Source organism: Thalassomonas sp. M1454, from assembly GCF_007097525.1.
Classification (GTDB): Bacteria; Pseudomonadota; Gammaproteobacteria; order Enterobacterales; family Alteromonadaceae; genus Thalassotalea_A.
The window spans coordinates 112,880-137,026 of record NZ_VKDD01000006.1 but is presented as its reverse complement, the minus strand read 5'-3'; the positions used below and the strand labels follow the sequence as shown (position 1 = coordinate 137,026).

The following is a 24,147-nucleotide window of genomic DNA, read 5'->3' as shown; positions in this document are numbered from 1 at the left end:
TATTGCTTTATAGCAATTTGTTGAAAACATTAATTTTATTATAATCTTTATCACTAGCTTAACAAGTAAGGGCTAAGAATATATATGTAACATTGTGTATCTGCTTGATTTATTGAGACAATGAAAGTATCTCGCCTATATTCTTCTTAACCAGACTCCATTGCTAAAATGGTTTGAATATCTAGGTTGTCAGTATATTTAACAAAGCCTTGTTGTTTATTTACTCGAGCATAAACAGCCATGCGATCTGATAATTCATTACCTTCAATATTTGCATGGCCTTTTACGTGAGTAATGGTGAGGTTAGCTTTTAGTTGCTCGTATAATGAAAAGCATTCTTGAATAATTGCTAGGTTCTTAATTTCTTCCCCTTTACCTCTGGTCCAGCCTTTGTTTTTCCAGCCTTTTGCCCACTTAGTTATGCAATCAATGGAGTATTTTGAGTCAGAAAGAATTTGGATATGCATGCCTTTTGCTGCATGAGGCGCTGCATAGCGCATAGCTTCAAGCATACCATTAAGCTCTGCTGTGTTATTGGTACCCATAGCTTGATGCAAACCGTACCATAACTCAGTTAACTCTGATTTTTGATACACTGCCATCCCGGTACCTGATTTACCTGGATTAGGTGAACAAGCCCCATCACAATAGATATTAATGTCGGCATGATTGCGGTTGGCCGGAGCTGATTTATAGGCTGATTTTGCTGTACTGGCTTTTATTGCGCTAGATTTAGTATTTGCCCCTGATAAACTTTGATTAGGGTTCTTAGCTAATGAGCGTTTCATTAGTGCTTTTGAGTATGTTGAAGCAAAGGCTGCTTCAGCTTCGGCTTTAGAAGGGAAGCCCATATATTGTGCATCCGCACGACCAGCGGTTAATTGCTTTACTAAAGGCCAATTATCAAATACACCCGTTTTCTCGCCTTTCCAAATTACGTAGTACTTTTTACTCATAAACTTTTCTTGTTAGATTTAATTGTCGCCATAGTAGCATTTATAAAAGCATATAAAAAAGCAGTAATTGCAAAACAATTACTGCTTAAAATCTATTTGTAAACTGCCGTTAAATCAACAGCAATTAAACATGAAGATTAGTTACATTCTTTAAATTTAATAGTCCAATCTGCACCCGATGCAATGTTATGTTTTGCAGCAAAGTTTGATTGGTTTAATGCTAATGAAACATTAAGTAAGCTATTTACGTAGATTAATGGCTCGCCAACATTAACTTTACCAAAAGAGGCTAAATAAGGAAGTTTAGTATCTAAAACAGTCTCATCTTTATCTTTTACTGTTACACATAAAGTATCGCCTAATTTTATGCCCGCTTCTTTTAGTAAGTCTTGATGGATGTTAGTCCAAACGTTACCAAATTGAGGGTCAAGGATAGGGATGTTACCGTCTATAGTAGAATCTTTAACGGTTGCATGTTGGTAGTCAATGCTAACAACTTGATTAGGTAATTTAGGGCCAACTTCTTCAAAGCTAATTGCGCCTGCAGCTAAACGTGCACCAGTGTAAGCATATACGTCACGGCCATGGAATGTATATGAATCGGCAGAGCCAGCTAAACGGTTAACTTTTTCATCAATTTCGCGTACTTCCGCGATGCCTTGATGCTCAGCGATCATGGTTAATGTGCCGTTATCTGGAGTAACAAAGTAGTATCCAGCTTTAGTTTTAAGTACTACAGATTTACGTGGGGTACCAACACCTGGATCGACAACACTTACAAACACTGTTCCTTCTGGCCAGTATTTAGATGCTTGGAATAAGCGATATGACGCTTCCCAAATATTAAACGTTGGTACTTCATGAGTTAAGTCATAAATAGGTAAACTTGCATCAACGCCAACAGATACACCTTTCATAGCTGATACAGCGCCATCTTTGTCACCAAAGTCTGATTGAAAAACCAATGCTGATTGAGCAAAACTCATTGGTGCAACTAACATTGTTGCAGCAACGCTAAGAGAAAGGGAAAGTTTTTTTAAATTGTTCATATAAAGCCCGTTTGGATTGTAAATGACTCACTCAGAACAAATAAAGAGTGAGTCGTATAAAGTAAAAATATCTAATTAAAATTTATAGCTTAAGCGACTGTAAATATAACGACCGTTCATACCAACTGGTGGAATTACGTCGTATGGTAAGTTACCGAAATAAGCTATGTCATCGATTGATTCATCTGGGTATTCATCTAATAAGTTATTTGCGCCAACAGCGAATGTAATACCGTTATTAAATGCGTATTGAAGGTCAAAATCTACCGTCATATTACTACCGTAAGTTTGCTCTGGTTCATAACCACCACCAAAATCAAATACACGCTTAGTTTCACCGTACTGAGTAGCACGTAACATTGCTGCCCAATTGCCTGATTGCCAGTTGGTAGAAAAGATTAATTTATTATCTGGTGCGGCAGTTTCAAGAGTGTTTATTTCTTCAACGTTGGTTGTGCCGTCGTTAGTAATTTCCGTATCGTTAGCGTTATAAGCTACTGAGAAATCGAAATTATTCCAATTGTATTGCACCACTAAATCAAAACCTTCGGTGCGGGTATCTACATTGTTACCAAAGAACTGTGCACCTTGAATACCTGGGTGATCACCAGCTCCAGGTAATTCAGCAATTGGTGTACCATTTTCATCAGCAAAAACGCCTTCTGATAAGGTGATCCTGTCATCAATATCAATACGGTAAAAATCTAGAGTTACGTTTAAACCGAAATCCCAGTTACCTGAAAAACCAACGCTGTAGTTTTCTGATTCTTCTGGATTTAAGCTTTCTGCGCCTAATGACATTGCTAGTTCATCGGTTGCCGGTAAAATTGCAAATGTAGATAGTTCGCCATTGTCACCAAAATCAGTAGAAGTAGCTTGGTAGCTATTTTGAATTAACGATGGTGCTCTAAAACCTGTACTTGCCGCGCCGCGCAGAGCAATGTTGTCTGTAACAGCGTAGCGTAAGCTTAATTTAGAATTTAATGTATCGCCAAAGTCACTGTAATCTTCATAACGAACAGCCGTTGCTAGAGTTAATGCATCGGTAACTTCAAATTCAGTATCTAAGTAAACGGCCATTGCGTCACGGTCAACATCGACCGCATCTTCAGGGCGTAAGCCTTGGATACCTTGAGAACCAGCTGCTGCAATAAAAGGACCAATAGCATAAGATGCTTCTGAGCCAGAGCTTGTTTGATAAGTTTCATTACGATATTCTGCGCCAAGAGCAATAGTTACAGGAATATTGCCAAGGTTTGCTAATTTAACTACGTCAAAGTTTAATAACATTTGCTCGTATTCAAAATCACCAATATGGAAATTTGTTGGGCTATCGACGCCCATAGAAGCATTAATTGAATTTTCAACGTCTAGATTAAATTCGCTGCTACCGTAGTTGGCACTTAAATCCCACTGCCAGTCATTGCCGCCAGTAACACCTAATACCAATGAGTTATCTGTTGTTTCACCAACATTCTCAGGAAGGTAGCCGTTAGGGTAAACCTCAGGTACGTTATTCCAAGTATTATATGGGTAACGATAAAAGTTTGAACCTGTTGCTTCGCGGTTACTGGTGTTAGCAAAACCGTATAAATTTAAGTCATCAGTTAATTGTTGTTCCCAGTTTACAAAAAGGCTGTAGCCTTTATCTTCAGGGTCACCTACTTTGTAATTTTTATTACCAACAGCGGCATCAAAACTGTCACCTGACCACGACCACTCTGGATCCATCTCCCAACCAGGCACCTGATCAAAGCCAGCACGATTAGTTGCATTACGAGTACGGTATTGTGCGCTTACATTTACAAAGCCATCGCCAGTGCTAAAACCCATGTTACCAGTAACTAAAACTGTTTCACCATCGGTGATACTTTCATCTGTTGGTTCAAAATCTGTATTATGCTCGCCATAAGTTGCAGAGAATAAGCCGCCTTCATTGTTGTCTTTAAGCACAATATTAATAACGCCTGCGATTGCGTCTGAGCCATATTGAGCTGCTGCACCGTCACGAAGTACTTCAATTCGTTTAATTGCACTCATAGGAATAGTATTTAAATCTACAGGAGCACTACCGCGACCTGTTTTACCACCAGTGTTTAAAATTGCTGTTGTGTGGCGACGCTTACCATTAACTAATACCAGTGTTTGGTCTGGGCTTAAGCCTCGTAGCTGTGCTGGGCGTACAAGATCTGCAGTATCTGAGTTTGACTGGCGAGGAAAGTTAAATGAAGGAACTAAATTATGAAGTACTTGGCTCATTTCACCACTTAAAGAGCCTGATTGAATTATGTCGTTTTCGTCAAATACATCAACTGGCACAGAGCTTTCATGAATGCTGCGAGGTTCAGCTCGTGAGCCAACAACGACAACTACTTCAATATCTTCTTCAGCACTAGGTACTTCTGCCGCGAAAGTTGTATTAGGTAAGACAAAAGAAAGGGCAATAGCTACCCCAGATAAATTATATTTATTGATTGCACTCTTAAAAAGGCTCACTAGAATTTCCCTGAAATGTTATTTTTATTTTTTATGGATTAGAATAATTATTCTAATCTGATATTGGCGAATTTAGCTATTATTGTCAATGATAATGTTAACAAAATGTCCTATTTCGTTACTTTTTATTGCACATTTATTCTATTTTTTTAGTGGTAGCTGGAGGTTTTACATTTTAAAACAATGTAAATGTTTAAAATTTGTTATTTTATTTGAATATGCTCTAATTATAGGAATTTCATGAAACGATTTATTTTTGTTATAAGCGCCTTGTTTTGCACTGGTTTTGCTCATGCAAGCGATTCTGTTAGTGAAGGCGTGATTGAAAAAGCAGAGGCCATTACTACCGAGGTAGGTAAAGATGGCAAGCCTGTTTTAGGAGCTGTTGCGGGTGCAGGTATTGGCTCTATGTTTGGCTCTGGTTCAGGTAATACAGCGGCTAAAATATTTGGTGGCATTCTTGGTGCTAAAAGTCAAAAAAGTACTAAAAAGACAGCCTATGGCTGGCGTTATATCGTTAAGGTTGATGAAGATTTACACGTTGTTGATGTGTGGTGTGAAAAAGCCGAAGAAAAATGTCCAGGCTTAGCGAAAGGCAAAGAAGTGTATTTGCTTAATGAAAAAGAAATTTCAGTTAAATAGCTAACAGCGCTTACTTTTACTATCTATATAAATATTATGAATTTATAATTAAGTTATTGCTAAATTACGGTTGCTAGGAAAACTCATGGCGTCTTTAGAAGAACAACAAAATAACCCTCTACATGGCTTAGGGCTTGAAGCCTTACTTACTGAATTAGTTCATCATTATGATTGGGAAATATTAGCGGCTTATACCAACCTCAATTGTTTTAAAAACAATCCAAGTATTGCTGCAAGTGTGAAGTTTCTTAAGAAAACCGAATGGGCTCGAGAGAAGTTAGAAGATTTTTACTTATACCGTTTTAAGCGTATGCCAAAGCCAGATAATAAAGAATATGATTTACCGCCAAGAAAGCGAGTGTTTCGCTCTGGCTTGGAACCTCTAGAGCCTTCCGAACTTAGCCTAGAACATGCTGAAGAAATTAGAGCGCGCAAAGCCAAGGTTACCCGTGAACGTTTCTCCGGCAAGGTTGACCCTTGGGGTAAAAGATAACCTAATCTAATTATCAATCAATAGCTAAATAAAAGGGTAAATGATGAAATATCATTTACCCTTTTTTAGTGTGTTAGTTAACAAAATTTGTAATGCTAATTCAATCAAATAGGTTTAAATAATTAATTGCTTACATCAATAGTTAAACTTGCTTGCACTGCTGAATTAATACCGTCAGTTACGCTAACTACGAAGCTATTAATACCAACTTGCTTTTTACGTGGTGTACCGGTTAATTGACCGGTACTGCTCACATTCAACCATGATGGGCCTGATACTAAACTAAACGTTAAAGTATCACCATCAGCATCGTTTACTTCCCCTGCAATTGATTGATTATATGCTTGGTTTTTTTGAGCGCTAGCTGAAACTATAGGATCGCTATTAAATACTGGAGCACTGTTAGATGCTGTGTCCGCTAATACTTCAATGGTCATCGTCGCATTAACTGGGCTATTAAAACCATCAGTTACACTCACTACAAATACATTAGTTCCTACATCACTATTTAATGGCGTACCTTCTATTTTGCCATTTGCGTTTATGGTTAACCAAGTAGGTCCTGATACCTTATTAAAGGTTAATGGATCACTTTCAGCATCTGTGACTCGAGATGCAAGATATTTGACGTAACTTACATTTTCTATAATGTCGGGTTGGCTAAAGTCGGGATTATTCCAAACTGGAGCGTTATTACTAACGCCTCCAAATGATTGGTTTACAATCGTTGAAGCCGGTGATTCATTAAACGATCTATCTTGTGCCGTTACATAATAATCATAGTTGTTGCCAGTTAGAACATCACTATCGTTATAGCTTCCATTATATAAATCAGCGGCAACTGGTGTAAAGTTACCACCATTCACTGAGCGATAAAGTATATAATTTTGTAATGCCAGATCATTAACTTCATCCCAATTGACAGCGATATGGTCAGAATTTTCTATAGCAGAAAGGTTTTCTGGTGTGTCTGGTGCGGTAAGGTCTATGACGGTCTTAAAGTATTCATTACCAACAGTGAATTGACCTGTGTATACCTCATAGCCTGCACGTACCGACTTGACCCATAAATTCGGATCTGCGACCTTTTCATTCGCTAAGCTAAGTTCTGCTGACGGAATATCAATGTATTGTAAGTAATCAACTGTTGCATCGACAAAAGTTTTTAAAGGGTGATCTATATAAGGAGGAGTATTGCTATTATCTACAGGGATAAACTTAATATGAACTTTATTGTTATCGTCGCCACTATTTTGGAAAAATTTATAACGCACTGCCCACTCATAATCAATGCCGTCAACATTTAAAACCAGAGGCTTTATACTCGAATCAGGGTTACGTGCAAACCACCAGTAAGAATTATTATTAGCTTTCTCCTTGTCGGTAAGAGTGTCTTGCTCGTAACGCTCCATTTGAATAACTACATCATAATCACGATCAGCTGCTATGGGTTCGGATACATCAGTACCTGCATCAAAAATGACATTAATGGTTGCCCACCATTTGTCGTCAGCATCATGAGCATCACTATTTTGAAATGTTTTCCACTTCAAACGAAAGTTATTATCTAAAGATTGAATTTGTACGGGCATCCCTGTAAGAGAGTAATCTCCAGGGCGCCATGCACCACCACTCTTTGCTCCCCCTACAGTACCTTGGACATAAGCATCCATGCCCGAACCACCGGCATCAACATAATTTATTGAAAAAGCAGCACCTAACACATCAACTTGAGCAGGATCGTAAGACATATCACTGCCATCGTTATATAGGTTGTTACTTAATAAGTAGTGATCGGCTTTAATCACTGTATTTGCTTTAGTTACTATTGCTGCATAGGCTGTTGTGGTGAATCCTGATGCTATCATCAACAATGATAATGCAGATACTTTCTTGTTGTTTATATTGTTAAACTTGGACATGTTTGCCTCATTATTTTTATTATCGTTGCTAGTTTACTTTTCCTTTTGATATTACTTAGCACTGTTAAAGTGAGCTTTATTATATTTCCTAGTACTCACAAAATATTCTTAGTAATTGTTAAAACGTTTTATCTAAGAGTATTTAAGTTAGTTGTGGTTTTTGCTTATGTCAAGAAAACGTTTTCTTGTTGTTTTGAAATGAAATTATTTTTAAAGTGCTATTTGATTGCTAGATGTTTATTGCTGTTATAAATTAAGTAAATACTTTTAAAATAATTATTGATAATAGGAAATGGAAGGCTTTGTTGAATATCGCAAATGGAATTAAAGTTACATTACTAAGCTTAGTGGTAATATCTTTGGCCTTTTATGTTGCTATAGATACTCAACATATTTGGCTGTCAAAAGTAGCTTTATTTGAGCAATCCCTTTATGGCTTGTTTATTATCACCATCATTTTTTCGGCACACTTTAGCCGTAGTCGCTTTACCTTCCTTACCATCATTTTTGCATTATTTTATATCACCATTAATGAGCAGTTGGCTTGGTCTAATTGGGTTTTAGCAAACCAAAGCTGGTTACTATTAAGTGGGTTGTTTATTTTCGCCTTATTATCACAGTTAAAAGAGCGTGGTGTTATTTCCGCTCATGGTATTAGTCGCGTAATATTATTTGGCCTATGTGGACTTTCTGCTTATGTTTGGGGTATTGCAATTGAAGTGGTTATTGAGCAGTTAAATGTTAATCAATTTACTAGTAACTGGAATCATTATTTACTACTCGAAGTGCCAATTTTATTGGTCAGCTTATTATTACTTTGGCGAAGTATAGTTACAGCCAACTTAGTTGTTGTTGCTTTGCTTATTAGTTGTATTGTTTGGTGCTTACATTTCTATAAAATTATCGAACTGCCATGGAGTGTAACTTTAACTGTTTTGGTAAGTTATTATTTACTTGTTGTGGTTGTCGAGTCTTATTTTTTTGCCTATCGCGACGAGCTTACCGGGCTTCCATCTCGCCGCGCCCTTAATCAGTTAGCACTATCTTTGAGTAATAAATATTCAATTGCGGTTGTTGATATCGACTTCTTTAAAAAGTTCAATGACAGTTATGGTCATGATATTGGCGATCAGGTGTTGAAATTGGTGGCAAGTAAACTCAATACGGTTAAAAAAGGCGGTAAAGTTTTTCGCTATGGAGGGGAGGAGTTTTGTATTGTTTTTCCTCGAAAAAATACTGAACAAATTCTTACTGAGTTAGAACGCATCAGGTTAGTTATTGCTAACTATAAAATGGTTATACGTAGCCCAAAAAGAAAAACTAAAGAGCAAAGAAATAACAAAAAAAATAAAGGCTCAGTTAAAAAAGTAAGTGTAAGTGTCTCAATTGGAGTTGCTCAAAAAGAGCGAAATACTAACTTTGAACAAACTTTTAAATTAGCTGATCAAGCTTTATATAAAGCGAAGAAAACTGGCCGTAATAAAGTCTGTGGTTAATCTATTTATGGAATAGGTTTAGTGGCGTTTCACCTCTAAACCTAGTTTATATTATTAGCGGATTAGAAAGAGTAGGATAGGGTAACTACGGTTTCAGTATCTGTATGCTTAGTATCAAGCGGTACTTTTTCAATATACTTAACATCGTAGCTTAGCTTTAATGCTAACTCGCCAATGATTTTTAACTGTATGGCCGTTTTCGAGGTACTAACATTATTCTCATCACCTTGTTCGGTACTGAGTGTTTGCGTAAATTTAGCATTCTCAGAAAACTCCCAAGTTAAGCCGGTTGCTAAACGAATTATTGCTTCTTTTTGTTCTTCACCTAAAGCTAAAAGGCTACCTGTGTCGTCGTCATAAACATCTTCTGTTGCGGCATATCGATAACCAATACCGATCTCACTATCCCAAGACAAAGTTTCAAGTTCATAAAGATTCCAACCTAAACCTGCCGTACCTGTATATTGTCTTTCATAGCCACTAAACTTATCTTCTTCGTATGATGTACGTCCAAAAAGGTAGTTTTTTTCAGTGAAGTGATATTCAATACGGGTGAACATCGCGTATCTTTCATCTGATCTTTCACCTTCTTTGGTTTTCGATAAACCTTCAACAAAGGTTTGCCATTTCCAAGGAGCGCTTTCACGGTTAATTAAAAACTTGCCGACCGTATTGGTTTCTTCAGTATTACCGGTAAAGTGAGAATAGCCGAACTCAATATCACCTGACCAAACATGCTCTTTTTGTTTAGAGCTTACTTCTTCAGGCTCCACTGCATAAACAGGAACTGATGCTAATACAAGGGCTAAAGGTAATAATTTTGGTGTCATAATTTCGATAAATGCTATGGGTATTTAGTTGTGCAATGATAGAGGCAAACGCGATAAATTCCAATGGAAATAATTTATTTAAGGACGTTTTTTTGATTTATTTCAAATTGCTATTAAGCGACAATTAATAATATTTTTAGACTTTAATTCACTAGTAAATTCGAAGGTTTGCTGTGAACAAACCTTCGAATTTTTATAGGAGTTGATATTAGAATGAGTATGAAAGCGTTACTAAAGTTTCTTTATCTGCATGTTCCGTTTCTGCAGGAACTTCCTCTGTATACTTAATGTTATAACTTACCTTTAATGCTAACTCACCAATAATTTTCACTTCAAGAGCTGTTCTTGAATAGCTTATTGTATTCTCATCACCCATTTCAGAGCTAAGTAATTGTACAAACTTTGCGTTCTCTGCAAAATCCCAAGAGAAGATAGTAGATAAACGAACAATAGGCTCTTCTTCTTTCTCTCCTAAGCTGATCAAAGCGCCAGTTATTTCATCGTAAATATCTTCGCTCTCTTCAAAGCGGTAACCGAGACCAGCCTCAACGTCCCATGCTAAAGTTTCAAGATCATACAGGTTCCAACCCACACCTGAAGTCACTGTATATTGGTTTTTAAAACCACTAAACTTATCTTCTTCGTATGATACTCGACCAAACACGTAATTTTTATCTGTCCAGTTATATTCCAAACGAGAAAACATGCCGTACTTCTCAGCTGTACGCTCATCGTCCTTTTCAGATGCTAAACCTTCAACAAATGTTTGCCATTTCCATGGAGCACTTTCTCTTTTAATTAAAAATTTACCTACGGTTGTTGTCTCTTCTGTGTTACCGGATAAATTTGTGTAACCGAATTCAATATCTCCGGACCAAATTTTTTCTTGTTCAGCAGCTTCCTCAGCTAAAACAGGAGCTGAGGCTAGCGCAAGAGCGATAGGAAGTAGTTTAAATGACATATATATCCCCAGATAAATGTAATATTTTTGTTATGTTTTAATCATAGTGATAAATAGCCTATAAGCCAATGAAAATAATGTTAACAGAATAACTTATAAGGTATAAATAATAGCGAGTTAGTTGTTGATTTTTCTACTTTCTAAGATAAAGAGTGCTCTTTTTTTAACATCTCGATAATTTCTTTTTGTAGTTCACTTATGTCTATAAGTAATTGTTTCTGCATGCTTACTAAAATAAGTTTCAGAGAAACTGCATGCTCTAAGGCTGGTAACGATAAAAACTTTTTTTGATCAAAAGGGAAGTTACTCGGTCCTATATCTTTCATTTCACCTGTCGCTGCTATAGCGCTTTTCCATGAATGTAGGCCTAGCCATGCAGTAGCATAGTCTCCTTGATGTTTGCCAATACTTACCTCTAATTGATCGTTAGAGTTAAGCATTGCTGACCAGGTACCGAGCTTTTCTTGGAGATCTGTGTTTTTTATTAGGTTTAAATCTCCGTTACTTAATGATACGTCAAACACTACTTTGGTTGGCGTATACCCTGGATTCCAATAGTAATTAGAAACATAACCATGAATTACTTGATCATCGACAGCTTTAGGTGTTGGGCCCATTAAGGTTAAAAAATCAGTCATCTTAGTTGCTACGATGCCAACATGGGTAATAGAAGAATCTAAATTGCTTTGATTTACGGTAAACTCTGCGAGTAACTTAGTAATTAAATTAGCTTCTATTGCCCTGTCTTTTATCGATTTATCCCAATTATTAAGTTGTAAGGCAAGCAGTATACCAAGGGTTATTAAAACGATTTCCCCTAAGGCATAGGCTAAATATTGACGTATTTTTTTGGTAAATAAAGATAGTTTCCGTTGCTTGTTGAATACTCTCATATTGCCCTTAAAGAACTTAGTTGCTTATAAAATTCTTGTCTGTAATTAAATTTTGTCAATAAATTATCTAAAATATTAGCTTTTCTCTGCCTGCTACTTGGACATTAAAATGGAAAGAAGTAAAAAATAAAAAAGCGAGGCATAGTTAAACTAGCCTCGCTGGTTAATTGTTACTATCAGTAATTTAAATAATTAACGTATTTAGTAATAGAGTTACATCAAGTGCTTATTTAGAAATTTCAATACGTTATTCATATATTGCTTTTTATTTTCAGGATCAAATAAGCCATGTGTCTCTGAGTCTACAGGGTACCAAATATAATCATTTCCGGTTTTAGACATTGCATTTAATAAACGCTGAGAGTGTTCAAAAGGAACTTGCTTATCATTTCTTCCATGTGCTAAAAGTAATGGTGTTTTCATTTTTTCGGTATTGTATACGGGTGACATCGCTTTTAATGTTGATTCGTCTTTCCCGACAGTATTTTCGAGATAACTTTTACCATAATATACGTTTTTAATATTGCCTTCATCAAACATTAAAGGTAGGTCAAATACACCAGCATAAGATATAGCACACTTGTAAGCATCAGGGTAAATAATGGTACTTTGTACAGCAGAATAACCACCAAAACTACCACCCATTATACAAGCCTTATCTTTTTTTGCCTTACCATTGGCAACCGCCCAATCAAAAGCTTCTCTAATATCCCTTTGAATTTTAGTACCCCAATTTTTATACCCTGCACTTTCAAAATTTGCACCGTAGCCTGTAGAACCTCTAAAGTTTACTTGCAAAACCGAATATCCATTGTTGGCTAAGTACTGGTTATTAGGATCAAATCCCCAAGAATCTTTAATGTGTGGCCCACCGTGAACATATATAACTAATGGTGCTATGTCGCCTTTTTTTGCGACTTTACCTTGGGTGAAAAAGCCATTTACTTCTAATCCATCTGATGCGGTAAACTTGAATGGGTCAGTATAAACTAAGTGCTTACTGTCTAACTTAGGATAATATTTGAAGAGTAATGCTATCGAATTTTTTTCTGTATCGTAAATATAAAAGTTGCCAGGCTCAATATCCGATGAAACTTTTACAATATAAGATTTACCATCTTTAGTATGGCTAGTGATATCAATTGAATGGCCAGGATAAGTAGCGACTAGGTTTTTGAAAACTTTTGCTTCAGGTAAAGATTTATTGATCATGTAATAGACAGGAAACCCATCATCAGCTCGTACCGCATAAACAGTTCGGCCATCTGTTGATTTGATAGCGTCACTAATATCTACATTTTTGTCCGTTAAAATATGCTTATACTCACCAGTGTTCAGATTTAATTTAAAAAGACCGGTAAAATCTTGATTATAATTATCTAGGGTATAAAGCTGATCCCCCGAACTATTGATTGTTATTGGTGTAAAGCTAGAGCCAAAATTTTCCTGTGGAATTGTTTGCCATTCATTATCTTTTTTCAGGTAAGCTCGCAATACTTGGTTTTTATCAATAGCTGTTGCTGCCCTTATTTGACCATTTACATCCGTTATTATATTGGCATTAACAGCCGGAGCTCGTCCTAACTTTTCTTTTATTCTACCGTTATAAATATTTATTTTTAATATAGATGCGATAACATTACTATGCTTACTTTGCGGGGTAGAGCTTATAATTATATGCTCATCATCATCGGGAAGAGTATCTATAATATGTGCCCAACCAATGATTTGTTTATTCTTTTTGATATTACTACCAACTTGCTTCTCACCGGCTCTGTAACCGTAGATTAATTTTCCTTTAGAGCCATCCATATTTACTGCAAAAAGTTCTCCGTAATAAAATGACTCCTTATTCCATGGCTCTCGTTGGTTTACCTGAATCACAACTCGTTCGTTATTTATCCATTTATAGTAGCCAACTTCGTTTTTACCCGGAAATATACTACTGCCTGTAACATTCATTGTTTCCGTATTTAAAAAAACTAAAGCCGGCTTACCATCTTTCATTACTTTTACTGCAAGATGTTCACCATCGGGAGAAATTTTGACACTTAAATATTCTGGGCGATCAAAAAGTTTATCCCATTTATTTGCATGCGCATTACAGCTAATGAAGAAGATGAAAAAATACAAGGCGAGATTTTTAAACATAACTTATTCCTTTAGATTATTGTTTTATTTGAAGAATTATTCTTTTAAAGAAATATCATAGGGTAATTATTGCTCTGATACAATAATAAATAAAATTTGAAATCAATAGATAATGGTGTGAGGTATTTAAGGAAAGGGACTAACTTAAAAAATGGAGCAGTTCACAACTGCCCCATAAAATATAAGATTATTTTTACTCGTAATCAGTAGCGTAAGTTTCTTCATACGTGTGTGAGTAGAACTCAAATAAGTTACCAAACGGGTCTTCTAAGTAAACCATTTTTGCTGGTTTAGAATCATCTTCAGGGTGGTAGCGCATAACATCCATACGTACTTTACCGCCGTACTCTTCAACACGTGCCATTGCACCTTCAAAGTCATCTGTTTGTAAACAAAAGTGGAAGATACCTAAACGGTTAAAGTCAACGTTGTGACGATCTTCACGGTTTTTCATTTCAAATAATTCAACACCGATACCATCAGTTGTTACTAAGTGAGCAATGTTAAAACCTTCAAAACCTTCACCAAATACAGCAATACACATTCTGCCAATTGCTGATTCACGCTCTTCTTGAACTTTGGTGTTATTCATCACAATGCGTAAACCTAATGCTTTAGTGTAAAAGTCTACTGCTTTGTCCATATCGCCTACCATAAGGCCTACATGATTCATTTTCATAATATAAATTCCTAAGTGTTAATTAAATTAAATACGTTGTCTGTTTCAATGAGGCTATTATATGGAACTTGTATGATTAATAAAAATTATTAGATTTTATAAATATAATAATTTTTTGTTATGGGTGTTTTGCTAAGCTACATCTAAAGTAAGAAACTAGGGCTGTACGCTTCAAGCCCCTAAATAATATTAGAAGAATATATAACTGGCAAATGTAATTACGGTAAATGATAGCGCTAGAAGGAAGTGTTTTTAGAAGAGAAAGTAAATTTCAGGCACAAAAAAAGCCTACCTAGGTAGACTTTGATGTTCTAGATGGTGGCCCCTCCCTGACTTGAACAGGGGACCTGCCGATTATGAGTCGGATGCTCTAACCAACTGAGCTAAGGGGCCATCTAGAGAGCAACTTTTTAGTTATTTAGATAATAACCAAAAGCGGTGGCAAGTATAAGCACTTTTTATTTTATTGTCACCACTTGGAGCGTATTTATTTTGATGTTTTTGTTTGTTCGTTTATAAATTAGTCAATTTAAAATGTATAAGTTAAGCCCGCAGTAAAATCGGCTTGAAACCAAACGTTGGAAGACGTGCGGATTCTACAAGTATCACCAGAACAAAAGATGTAGCCATCGCTGTCAAAGAATGTGCCATAACCTCTAGCATCCAATCTTAGAGCAAAGTTTTCATTAAAGTTAAATCTAGCGCCAACACCAAGGTTGGCTGAAGGTCTGGTTTCAGTATCTAAGGAGTCATCACCAGGAGCTAAATGAGCAATACCAATACCAGCGCTTACATATATTGGAACTTTGCCACTACTTACTGGTACAGAGCCTCCAAAATGAAGGTAGGTAACAGATACATCCATATCGTCGAGTTCAACATCGTTGTCAAACTCAAATTCTGTGGCTGAATGGCTAAATAATAGTTCGCCATATCGTCCGTTATTATCGTATTCCCAACCTAAAATCAGGCCAGCAGATGTATCATTAAGAAAGTCTACCTCAGTTACCGTTTCATCAATACTTACATCGTCGTCATCTTTATCATCTTCTAATGTTGTTGATGTACGTTGCCCGGCAAATACGGTTAATTGCCAAGCTCCATCGTCGGCATTGTCAGCTGCAAATAAAGGTTGAGAAAAACTCAAGGCAAGAACCGGGATGATTAAACTTTTTTTCATAAGGTAACTTTTTTATTGTTAAGTACCTTCATCATAGGGGAGGCTAATTTTTAGTGCAAGCGATTATCATTATATTAACATTGGCTTTATGCGGTTTTACTAAGCTGTTTAAACTTAATGATGTTTGGTATTAGCTTGCCTTTATTTTGCATTCTGGCTTTATTCAGGTTTGGCAAATGATAATTGTTAGCCGCTGTTAATTGAGCCTGATTTGGCATGTTACGCTTGGCTGGCTTTTTCTTAGGTTGAAATAGGAATAATGACAATGAGAACGCCATTATTGCAAGTAATGGTAGGCCCCAACTTATGCTGGCTAAGATAATAAGGTAAGTAAGTAAGCCGCTTGTCATTCCTAATAAAAATATGCTGCGTAAATGTTCTGAATTTTTGATTTGGGCGGTTTGCTCAAAAAAAGATCCTACTCGAAACATCACCAACATAACTAAAGAAAAAGTACCGACATAGGCTGCTACCGTTGAGAATAGGGTGATAGAAACAAGTTTAGTGGCCAAGGCTATTAGGTAAGCTGAAATAGCTGCTGCCATTCCTGATGTTAAGCCCTCAAAGTTTTGTCTAATTTCTTTTTTTTGATTGTTCATAAACTCAAACACTTGTTAACTAAAGATTAAGTTAACTTTATCATTTTTATTTATTGAAATTAGTAGCTTAGGAATAATGAAAAGTAATAACTTGTTATTAATCTTTTCATTTAAGTAGACTTGTTTGGCTTTGTTAAATAAATCTTACATTTGCGTATAAAAAAAAACCTGCCGAAGCAGGTTTTTATTATGGGTATAAACGTTGTTTATTCGCCGTCTAAGAAACTCTTAAGTTGCTCAGAACGAGAAGGGTGGCGAAGTTTACGTAATGCTTTTGCTTCGATTTGACGAATACGCTCACGGGTAACGTCAAATTGTTTACCAACTTCTTCAAGAGTGTGGTCAGTATTCATATCGATACCGAAACGCATTCTTAATACCTTAGCTTCACGTGCTGTTAAACCAGCTAGAACTTCGTGAGTTGCATTTTTAAGGTTTTCAGTTGTTGCTGCATCAACTGGTAATTCACCACTGCCATCTTCAATAAAGTCACCTAAGTGCGAATCTTCGTCATCACCAATTGGCGTTTCCATTGAGATTGGCTCTTTAGCAATTTTTAATACCTTGCGGATCTTATCTTCTGGCATCACCATACGTTCTGCTAATTCTTCAGGAGTTGGCTCGCGGCCCATCTCTTGTAGCATTTGACGAGAAATACGGTTTAATTTATTGATTGTTTCAATCATGTGTACCGGAATACGAATGGTACGTGCTTGGTCGGCAATTGAACGTGTTATTGCTTGACGGATCCACCAAGTAGCGTAAGTTGAGAACTTGTAACCACGGCGGTATTCAAACTTATCAACAGCTTTCATCAGACCAATGTTACCTTCCTGGATTAAATCTAGGAACTGTAAACCACGGTTGGTGTATTTTTTAGCGATTGATATTACAAGACGTAAGTTAGCTTCAACCATTTCTTTTTTCGCACGACGAGCTTTTGCTTCACCGATTGACATACGACGGTTGATGTCTTTAATACCTTGAACGTTTAAAAAAGTTTCTTCTTCAAGGTGCGTTAATTTGTAAATACAACGCTCGATATCAAAAGATACAAGTTTTAATTTTTCTGAGTACGGGTGACCTGCAGCAATTTCATCTTCTAACCACTGAGTTTCAGTTTCATGGCCAGGGAATATCTTGATGAAAGTAGTTTTTGGCATACCAGCACCAACAACACAGTGCTTCATGATAAGACGTTCTTGAACACGAACTCGGTCCATAACATCGCGCATGCCTTTAACTAAACGGTCAAATAACTTAGGAACGATACGGAATTCTTTAAAGCATTCAGCAATTTTATCAATCGCTTCAACCGCATCTTTGTGATTACGACCTTTAGCTTCAATAACTTTATTTGCTGCTTCGTAGCTAGCTCTTAACTCGTTGAATTTTTCGCGAGCAAGCTCAGGATCTGGGCCTGTATCTTCCTCTTCTTCATCTTCGTCGTCAGTATCTACATCGGTTTCATCTTCGTCATCTAACTCAGTTTCTGATAATTCAGAGCCGATGTGTGTTGCTGTTGGAGCAACTTCATCAGGCGCATCAGGGTCTAAGAAACCAACAATGATATCTGTTAAACGAGCTTCTTCAGCTTCAAAGTTATCCCATTGCTCAAGTAAGTGGTTAATCGCCGGAGGATATTCAGAAACGCTACGTTGAACTTCACGGATACCTTCTTCAATACGCTTAGCGATAACTATTTCGCCTTTACGTGTAAGAAGCTCTACTGTACCCATTTCACGCATATACATACGTACAGGGTCGGTAGTTCTACCGATCTCACTTTCAACCGTTGCTAATGCTTGAGCTGCAGCTTCGGCTGCATCTTCATCTGTATTAGCTTCGCTCATCATTAAGTCATCGGCATCTGGTGCGTTTTCAAACACCTGAATACCCATGTCGTTAATCATGCGAACGATATCTTCAACTTGATCCGAATCAATTATGTCTTGAGGAAGGTGATCATTCACCTCAGCAAAAGTTAAGTACCCTTGCTCCTTACCTTTAGTGATAAGGTCTTTAAGTCTAGATTGTGGGGCTTGATCCATTGACAAATGTCCACCTATATATGGCTATCAAAATACAAATAGTAAAGGACGAAATTATAGCAAGACGATTCCATAAAAGCCAGTTTAGTATACTAGCTTTTTTATTCACTCTGCGCATTAAGCAGGGCTTGAAGTTCTTGTTTTTCCGAAGAGTTTAATTGTCCTAAACGAGCTTTTTGTAGTAGAGACTCTGTTCTATTCTCTACAAATGTGTTGATAATTTTATCCAAAATATCAATAAAAACTTCTTCTGCGGCTTCATCATCAATATGATGCTGCCAAACAATTAATTTTGCTAATACCTTACCTTGCTCCGTATCTCGCCAGCTTTCAACAATTTGTGCGCTGGTTATGTTGGGGTTGGCTTTGCATTGGTGCATTAACTGTTTGAATAATTCTATTCCTGGTATATTTATCTGTTCTAAAATTGATAAATCATCCAGTACGTTTACTAAATGGGGATGCTCAAGCAATAATGCAATAGCTAATCGAATTGGAGTTGCTTTTGATTTCGATTTTTTTACTTGTTGTTGGCTCGGAGTCTTATTTTTATTGAGTTTGGCAAGCTGTTGTTCGGTGCCATGGCCAAATTTATTTGCTAACTCATTACGGATTGAGTCTTTTAAAGTACTTTCTGGCAGCTTTTGTAAAAATGGCTGAAATGATTCAACTAAGGCCGACTTTCCTTCCAAAGAGTTTATATCTACTTCACTTAACAAATGTTCAAATAAAAATTGTGATAAAGGCTTAGCGTTATCTAAAATTTGTTCAAATTTTTGTTGGCCTTGTTTTCTTACCAAAGTGTCTGGATCTTCGCCATCAGGTAAGAAAACAAACTTTAATGAAATACCATCATTGATTAAAGGCAGGGCGTTATCCATTGCTCGCCATGCCGCATCGCGTCCAGCTTTATCACCATCGTAACAGCAAATAACTTCTTTAACAGTTCTAAACATGGTGGTGAGTTGCTCTTCGGTAGTAGACGTACCTAGTGAAGCAACGGCGTAATTAACCCCATGCTGTGCAAGAGCAACGACATCCATATAGCCTTCAACCACAACTAAACGAGTAAGGTTTTTGCAATTTTGCCTTGCTTCATAAAGACCATATAACTCTTGGCCCTTATGATAAATACGAGTCTCTGGCGAGTTTAAATATTTTGGCGTACCATCACCAAGAATGCGGCCACCAAAACCTATGACTCGTCCACGTTTATCTTTGATTGGAAACATAACTCGACCGCGAAAACGATCGTAAGGACGACTCTTGTCACCTTGAATTGCCATACCTAAATCAACTAACTGAGTTGAAGTTTGATTGGTTTTAGCAAACTCTTTCATCATGTCATCCCAGCTATCGGCTGAGTAACCTATACCAAACTGTTTGACTATTTCACCCGTTAAACCACGGTTTTTGAGGTAATCAATCACGGTTTTTGCGTCAGCGTGGCGAGTTAAGTTTTGCTGGTAAAACTGGCTTATTTTGCCGAGTAATTCATAATCGTCTAGCTTTTGCTTATGTGCTATTTGCTGCTGACGTTGTTGAGCTGGAGTTTGAGTTGATTGTTCTCTCTCTACTTCAACCCCGTTATGGCTGGCGAGCTCTTCGATAGCGTCAACAAATTCTAAACGCTCATATTCCATGATAAAACTAATTGCATTGCCATGCGCACCACAACCAAAACAATGGTAAAACTGCTTGTCACGGCTGACTGAAAAAGAAGGGCTTTTTTCGCTATGAAAAGGGCAACATGCTTGATAGTTTTTCCCTGCTTTTTTTAATTTAACTTTAGAGTCAATTAAATCAACAATATCTGTACGAGCTAATAAGTCGTCGATAAATGTTCTGGGGATCATACCGGCCATAGTTAAGGATAATTTCTTTTTTGGAAAATGGATTGTAGGGTAATGATTATAGTGGCATAAATTATTAAAGACATACAACTATATTAATTAAAAGGCGTAATACCAATTCCATTAAGTTTGCGATCTACTTTTTCATAAGGAAAAATGGATAAATACAAGGCATAAAATTTAGTAAGTAGTTATTCTACTTATAAATTTTATAACGCAGTAGTTATTCATTTTAACCATTAAAAATGAGCGGTTAATTAATGGAATTGGTATAACAATAATTAGTATGCTTTAGATATAAAAAAACCGTGCTTACTAGGTAAGTACGGCTTCTAATAAATCTTTTATAGATTTATGCGTTTAGAGTGGCTCTAACCTGTCCGCTCACCTGACCTAAGTCAGCTTTGCCTTGCATTTTCGGCTTTAATATCGCCATTACTTTGCCCATGTCAGCCATAGATGCTGCGCCAGACTCAGTGATAGCTGCAGAAATTAATTGCTTAATTTCATCTGCAGTTAATGCTTGTGGTAAAAACTCTTCTAATACAACAATTTCAGCTTGTTCTTTTGCTGCTAATTCGTCACGTCCACCTTGGGTAAACATGGCAACAGATTCTTTACGTTGTTTAATCATCTTAGTGATTAAAGCAAGAATATCTGCTTCTGACATATCTTGTTGATTGTCAATTTTAGCAAGCTTAACAGCTGACAATGCCATGCGTATAACGCCAAGACGAATTTTGTCTTTGGCACGCATGGCATTTTTCATTTCTTCGTTGAGTTGACTTAGCAAACTCATAACTAGGAACTTATTACCTAAGTTCTAGTATAAACGAACGCGACGAGCGTTTTCGCGAGAAACTTTTTTAGCGTGACGCTTAACAGCTGCAGCTTTCTTACGCTTACGTTCCCAAGTTGGTTTTTCGAAAGATTCGCGACGACGAACTTCTGAAAGGATACCTGCTTTTTCACATGAACGTTTAAAACGACGTAGTGCAACGTCAAACGGTTCGTTTTCTCTTACTTTAATTACTGGCATTTTTGCCCTCACCTCTAGTGAATACTGTGATACTTGGTAAAATTTAACCAAGCCGATTAAAATTGGTGCGCTATTCTAATCTGAACCCCAAGGCCATGTAAAGTTATAAATGGCTTTTTTATCGAAAAGCAGTGGTTAATTTATAAATTCGGCGCTATGATCGCATAAAAATGACGTTTGGAACAATTAAAGATGCGAATTTTGGGTATTGAAACCTCTTGTGATGAAACCGGTATTGCTATTTATGATGAAGAGCAAGGGATCATGGCGCACCGTTTATATTCACAAATTGCGGTACATGCAGATTATGGCGGAGTAGTGCCTGAACTTGCTTCAAGAGACCATGTGCGTAAAACCATTCCTCTAATTAAAGAGGCTTTAGCAGAAGCCGGTCTTACACCTGACGATCTTGATGGTGTGGCTTACACTGCAGGCCCAGGTTTAGTTGGTGCTTTATTAGTGGGTTGCTCGATTGGTCGCTCACTTGCCTATGGTTGGGATTTACCTGCAGTCCCGGTACATCATATGGAAGGGCATTTGCTTGCACCTATGCTAGAAGATGAAGCCCCTGAATTTCCATTTGTTGCTCTACTTGTTTCTGGTGGGCATACAATGTTGGTGCGAGTTGATGGTATTGGTAAGTATCAATTACTTGGCGAATCAGTTGATGATGCCGCTGGTGAAGCATTTGATAAAACCGCAAAGTTGTTAGGACTAGATTATCCAGGAGGCCCTGTATTAGCAAAAATGGCGGAAGCCGGCACTCCCGGTCGCTTTAAATTTCCACGTCCTATGACTAATAAACCAGGCCTTGATTTTAGTTTTTCGGGATTAAAAACTGCTGCTGCAGTTACTATCCGAGCTGAAGATGAGAGTGCACAAACTAAAGCTGATATAGCTTATGCCTTCCAAGATGCGGTGATTGATACTTTAGCAATAAAGTGTCGCCGAGCGTTAGAGCAGTGCGGTTTAAATCGATTAGTGATTGCTGGTGGTGTAAGTGCCAATACCGCTTTACGTGAAAAATTAGCTTTGGTAATGAAAAAGTTAAATGGTGAAGTCTTTTACCCACGCCCAGAATTTTGTACTGATAATGGCGCGATGATAGCTTATGCCGGTATGCAAAGATTAAAGTCAGGTGTTACAACCGATTTAACTTTTAAAGCAAATCCACGCTGGTCACTAGACTCATTACCTCCAGTCTGAGCATTATTAAAATTTCAGCGAAGAAATCTAAAGTGAAGCTTTAGATTTCTTCTTTGCTGAATTTATCTTCCTTTCCAGTAAGTAAGCGCCAAATATTACTGCGGTGACGGATCAATATTAGTATTGAGATCATTGTTACTGACTGGGTATACATAGGTTTAATTAACCAACTATATAGTGGGGCGAGGGATACCGTTACTATTGCTGCAAGTGATGAATACTTTGTCGTTTTAGCAACAAACAACCAAGTACTAATAAGCATAAGAGCAAAACCCCAGCTGATAGGAGCTAATGCGCCAAAGGCGGTTGCTACGGCTTTGCCACCTTTAAATTGAAAAAACACCGGATACATATGGCCAAGACAAGCGGCTAAGGCAATAAAACCTAAATGTAGAGGTTCAACACCTAATAGGAATGCGCCATAAACCGGCAGGGTACCTTTGAGCAAATCAAATATTAATACCAGCGATGCGATGAATTTATTACTCATGCGCAATACATTGGTTGCGCCAGGGTTTTTTGAGCCTTGAGTTCGAGGGTCTGGTAAGCGGGCCAATTTACAAATTAGAATCGCACTTGATATGGAGCCTAAAAGGTAGGCTGCGATAATAATAAGGAATGTTAAAAAATATAGCATGCTAGTGCCAGTTACCTCTTTAAACCTAACGACAAGTGAGTGATTTATGTACGATAGTTTGTTTTTTGCCATTCTAACAGTGTAATTGGTGGTTTTTCTACCTCTTAATAAGGTAATATTTATAATTAATTGCCATTTTTTTTGAAAAAGTACCTTTAGCTTATGGATATTATCTTTATAGAAGGTTTAACCGTGCCAACCACCATTGGCTATTTCGACTGGGAAAAGCAGATAAAGCAACCGCTTATTTTTGACCTGCAAATGGGTACTGATATACGTGCTGCCGCAGCTGGTGATGAGCTTGCCAAAACTCTAGATTATGCACAAATATCTGTAGCAATCGCCGAGTTTGCCAATGCAAAAGTGGTAGATTTATTAGAAACCCTTGCTGAAAACTTAGCTTCTCACTTAATGGAGCGCTTTGATATTAAATGGCTTAGCTTAAAAATCTCGAAACCAGAAGCGGTCAAAGAAGCGAATGCTGTTGGGGTTATTATTGAACGTGGCGTGCGCACTTAAATGGCTAAAGTATATATTTCAATTGGTAGTAACATTGATAAAGAACAGCAAATAATTGCTAGTGTGAAAGCCTTACAGACTGAGTTTGATAATGTTGAGTTATCTTCAGTTTATGAATGTGAACCGGTAGGTTTTAAAGGTGATAATTTCTATAACTTAGTCGCGGGTGTTACTACAGATAAAACCCCTGCTGAAGTAGGTGATTTCCTTAAATCACTGGAAAAAGCCCATGGCCGCATTGATTTTTCTAAAAAGTTCAGTGCTCGTAAAATGGACTTAGATATTTTACTTTATGATGATTTGGTATTAACTACACCGGTGCAAATACCAAGAGATGAGATCACTGAAAATGCTTATGTGCTGCAACCATTAGCAGAGCTTGCAGGGCAGTTAGTTCATCCAACGATACAACTTTCTTATAATGAGCTTTGGTTAAATTATAATAAAACTAAACAATTTATAAATAAAATCCCTTTTAATTGGCCGGAAGCTTAA

Annotated in this window: 22 protein-coding genes and 1 tRNA gene; 6 read left to right on the top strand and 17 right to left on the bottom strand. The window is 37.1% G+C overall.

All coding sequences use genetic code 11. The features are described 5' to 3' along the window. Positions 1 to 146: 146 nt before the first annotated feature. From FNN08_RS13310 to FNN08_RS13300, 3 genes are all read right to left on the bottom strand, one after another. A complete protein-coding gene (locus FNN08_RS13310; protein WP_143586590.1) occupies positions 147 to 956 on the bottom strand; it encodes a ribonuclease H family protein in 810 nt (269 codons plus the stop codon). A 137-nt stretch (positions 957 to 1,093) separates the two neighbouring features. Continuing rightward, the gene (locus FNN08_RS13305) at positions 1,094 to 2,005 is read right to left on the bottom strand and encodes an S-adenosyl-l-methionine hydroxide adenosyltransferase family protein (protein WP_143586588.1); all 912 of its coding nucleotides are present in this window, start codon (positions 2,003 to 2,005) and stop codon (positions 1,094 to 1,096) included. Positions 2,006 to 2,080: 75 nt separating this feature from the next. After that, positions 2,081 to 4,501: a TonB-dependent receptor plug domain-containing protein gene (locus FNN08_RS13300; RefSeq protein WP_143586586.1), complete on the bottom strand. Its 2,421-nt coding sequence runs from the start codon at positions 4,499 to 4,501 to the stop codon at positions 2,081 to 2,083. 240 nt (positions 4,502 to 4,741) lie between these two features. Here FNN08_RS13300 and FNN08_RS13295 point away from each other — a divergent pair, with 240 nt between their 5' ends. Together FNN08_RS13295 and FNN08_RS13290 are read left to right on the top strand one after the other, a co-directional pair. Beyond that, positions 4,742 to 5,143 (top strand): hypothetical protein, encoded by a 402-nt coding sequence (locus tag FNN08_RS13295; protein WP_143586584.1) that lies wholly within the window; start codon positions 4,742 to 4,744, stop codon positions 5,141 to 5,143. A gap of 85 nt (positions 5,144 to 5,228) precedes the next feature. Next, positions 5,229 to 5,636, top strand: a complete 408-nt coding sequence (locus FNN08_RS13290) for a VF530 family DNA-binding protein (RefSeq protein WP_143586582.1) — start codon at positions 5,229 to 5,231, stop codon at positions 5,634 to 5,636. 122 nt (positions 5,637 to 5,758) lie between these two features. Here FNN08_RS13290 and FNN08_RS13285 read toward each other — a convergent pair whose 3' ends face one another. Beyond that, a complete protein-coding gene (locus FNN08_RS13285) occupies positions 5,759 to 7,558 on the bottom strand; it encodes a putative Ig domain-containing protein (RefSeq protein WP_143586580.1) in 1,800 nt (599 codons plus the stop codon). A 302-nt stretch (positions 7,559 to 7,860) separates the two neighbouring features. Here FNN08_RS13285 and FNN08_RS13280 point away from each other — a divergent pair, with 302 nt between their 5' ends. Beyond that, on the top strand, positions 7,861 to 9,054 hold the full coding sequence (locus tag FNN08_RS13280; RefSeq protein WP_185962670.1) for a diguanylate cyclase: 1,194 nt from the start codon (positions 7,861 to 7,863) through the stop codon (positions 9,052 to 9,054). A gap of 62 nt (positions 9,055 to 9,116) precedes the next feature. Here FNN08_RS13280 and FNN08_RS13275 read toward each other — a convergent pair whose 3' ends face one another. The 12 genes from FNN08_RS13275 to rpsU form a co-directional block, all read right to left on the bottom strand. After that, on the bottom strand, positions 9,117 to 9,884 hold the full coding sequence (locus FNN08_RS13275; RefSeq protein ID WP_143586576.1) for a YdiY family protein: 768 nt from the start codon (positions 9,882 to 9,884) through the stop codon (positions 9,117 to 9,119). A 208-nt stretch (positions 9,885 to 10,092) separates the two neighbouring features. Further along, complete coding sequence (locus FNN08_RS13270) at positions 10,093 to 10,845, bottom strand: YdiY family protein (protein WP_143586574.1); 753 nt, start codon at positions 10,843 to 10,845, stop codon at positions 10,093 to 10,095. Positions 10,846 to 10,985: 140 nt separating this feature from the next. After that, on the bottom strand, positions 10,986 to 11,738 hold the full coding sequence (locus tag FNN08_RS13265; RefSeq protein WP_143586572.1) for a hypothetical protein: 753 nt from the start codon (positions 11,736 to 11,738) through the stop codon (positions 10,986 to 10,988). A 213-nt stretch (positions 11,739 to 11,951) separates the two neighbouring features. Next, complete coding sequence (locus tag FNN08_RS13260; RefSeq protein ID WP_143586570.1) at positions 11,952 to 13,889, bottom strand: alpha/beta hydrolase family protein; 1,938 nt, start codon at positions 13,887 to 13,889, stop codon at positions 11,952 to 11,954. Positions 13,890 to 14,082: 193 nt separating this feature from the next. Next, positions 14,083 to 14,568 carry a VOC family protein gene (locus FNN08_RS13255; RefSeq protein WP_143586568.1) on the bottom strand — a complete coding sequence of 162 codons (486 nt, stop codon included), beginning with the start codon at positions 14,566 to 14,568 and terminating at the stop codon, positions 14,083 to 14,085. 316 nt (positions 14,569 to 14,884) lie between these two features. Beyond that, positions 14,885 to 14,961: transfer RNA gene (locus tag FNN08_RS13250), tRNA-Ile, on the bottom strand. A gap of 136 nt (positions 14,962 to 15,097) precedes the next feature. Continuing rightward, complete coding sequence (locus FNN08_RS13245; RefSeq protein WP_143586566.1) at positions 15,098 to 15,748, bottom strand: outer membrane beta-barrel protein; 651 nt, start codon at positions 15,746 to 15,748, stop codon at positions 15,098 to 15,100. A gap of 86 nt (positions 15,749 to 15,834) precedes the next feature. Further along, positions 15,835 to 16,347: a hypothetical protein gene (locus FNN08_RS13240; RefSeq protein WP_143586564.1), complete on the bottom strand. Its 513-nt coding sequence runs from the start codon at positions 16,345 to 16,347 to the stop codon at positions 15,835 to 15,837. 206 nt (positions 16,348 to 16,553) lie between these two features. After that, complete coding sequence (rpoD, locus tag FNN08_RS13235) at positions 16,554 to 18,398, bottom strand: RNA polymerase sigma factor RpoD (protein WP_143586562.1); 1,845 nt, start codon at positions 18,396 to 18,398, stop codon at positions 16,554 to 16,556. Positions 18,399 to 18,499: 101 nt separating this feature from the next. Beyond that, the gene (dnaG, locus tag FNN08_RS13230; protein ID WP_143586560.1) at positions 18,500 to 20,263 is read right to left on the bottom strand and encodes a DNA primase; all 1,764 of its coding nucleotides are present in this window, start codon (positions 20,261 to 20,263) and stop codon (positions 18,500 to 18,502) included. 340 nt (positions 20,264 to 20,603) lie between these two features. After that, entirely contained in the window at positions 20,604 to 21,050 is a 447-nt protein-coding gene (locus tag FNN08_RS13225; RefSeq protein ID WP_143586558.1) for a GatB/YqeY domain-containing protein, read from the bottom strand. Positions 21,051 to 21,074: 24 nt separating this feature from the next. After that, positions 21,075 to 21,290 carry a 30S ribosomal protein S21 gene (gene rpsU, locus FNN08_RS13220; RefSeq protein ID WP_068544693.1) on the bottom strand — a complete coding sequence of 72 codons (216 nt, stop codon included), beginning with the start codon at positions 21,288 to 21,290 and terminating at the stop codon, positions 21,075 to 21,077. A gap of 192 nt (positions 21,291 to 21,482) precedes the next feature. Between rpsU and tsaD the strand changes: the two genes are divergently transcribed. Further along, entirely contained in the window at positions 21,483 to 22,496 is a 1,014-nt protein-coding gene (gene tsaD / locus FNN08_RS13215) for a tRNA (adenosine(37)-N6)-threonylcarbamoyltransferase complex transferase subunit TsaD (RefSeq protein WP_143586556.1), read from the top strand. A 40-nt stretch (positions 22,497 to 22,536) separates the two neighbouring features. On the opposite strand, the gene plsY is transcribed toward tsaD, so the two are convergent. Further along, a complete protein-coding gene (gene plsY, locus FNN08_RS13210; RefSeq protein ID WP_143586554.1) occupies positions 22,537 to 23,133 on the bottom strand; it encodes a glycerol-3-phosphate 1-O-acyltransferase PlsY in 597 nt (198 codons plus the stop codon). Positions 23,134 to 23,295: 162 nt separating this feature from the next. Between plsY and folB the strand changes: the two genes are divergently transcribed. After that, positions 23,296 to 23,652, top strand: coding sequence for a dihydroneopterin aldolase (gene folB / locus FNN08_RS13205; protein ID WP_143586552.1), 357 nt, complete (start codon positions 23,296 to 23,298; stop codon positions 23,650 to 23,652). Next, complete coding sequence (gene folK, locus FNN08_RS13200) at positions 23,653 to 24,147, top strand: 2-amino-4-hydroxy-6-hydroxymethyldihydropteridine diphosphokinase (protein ID WP_143586550.1); 495 nt, start codon at positions 23,653 to 23,655, stop codon at positions 24,145 to 24,147.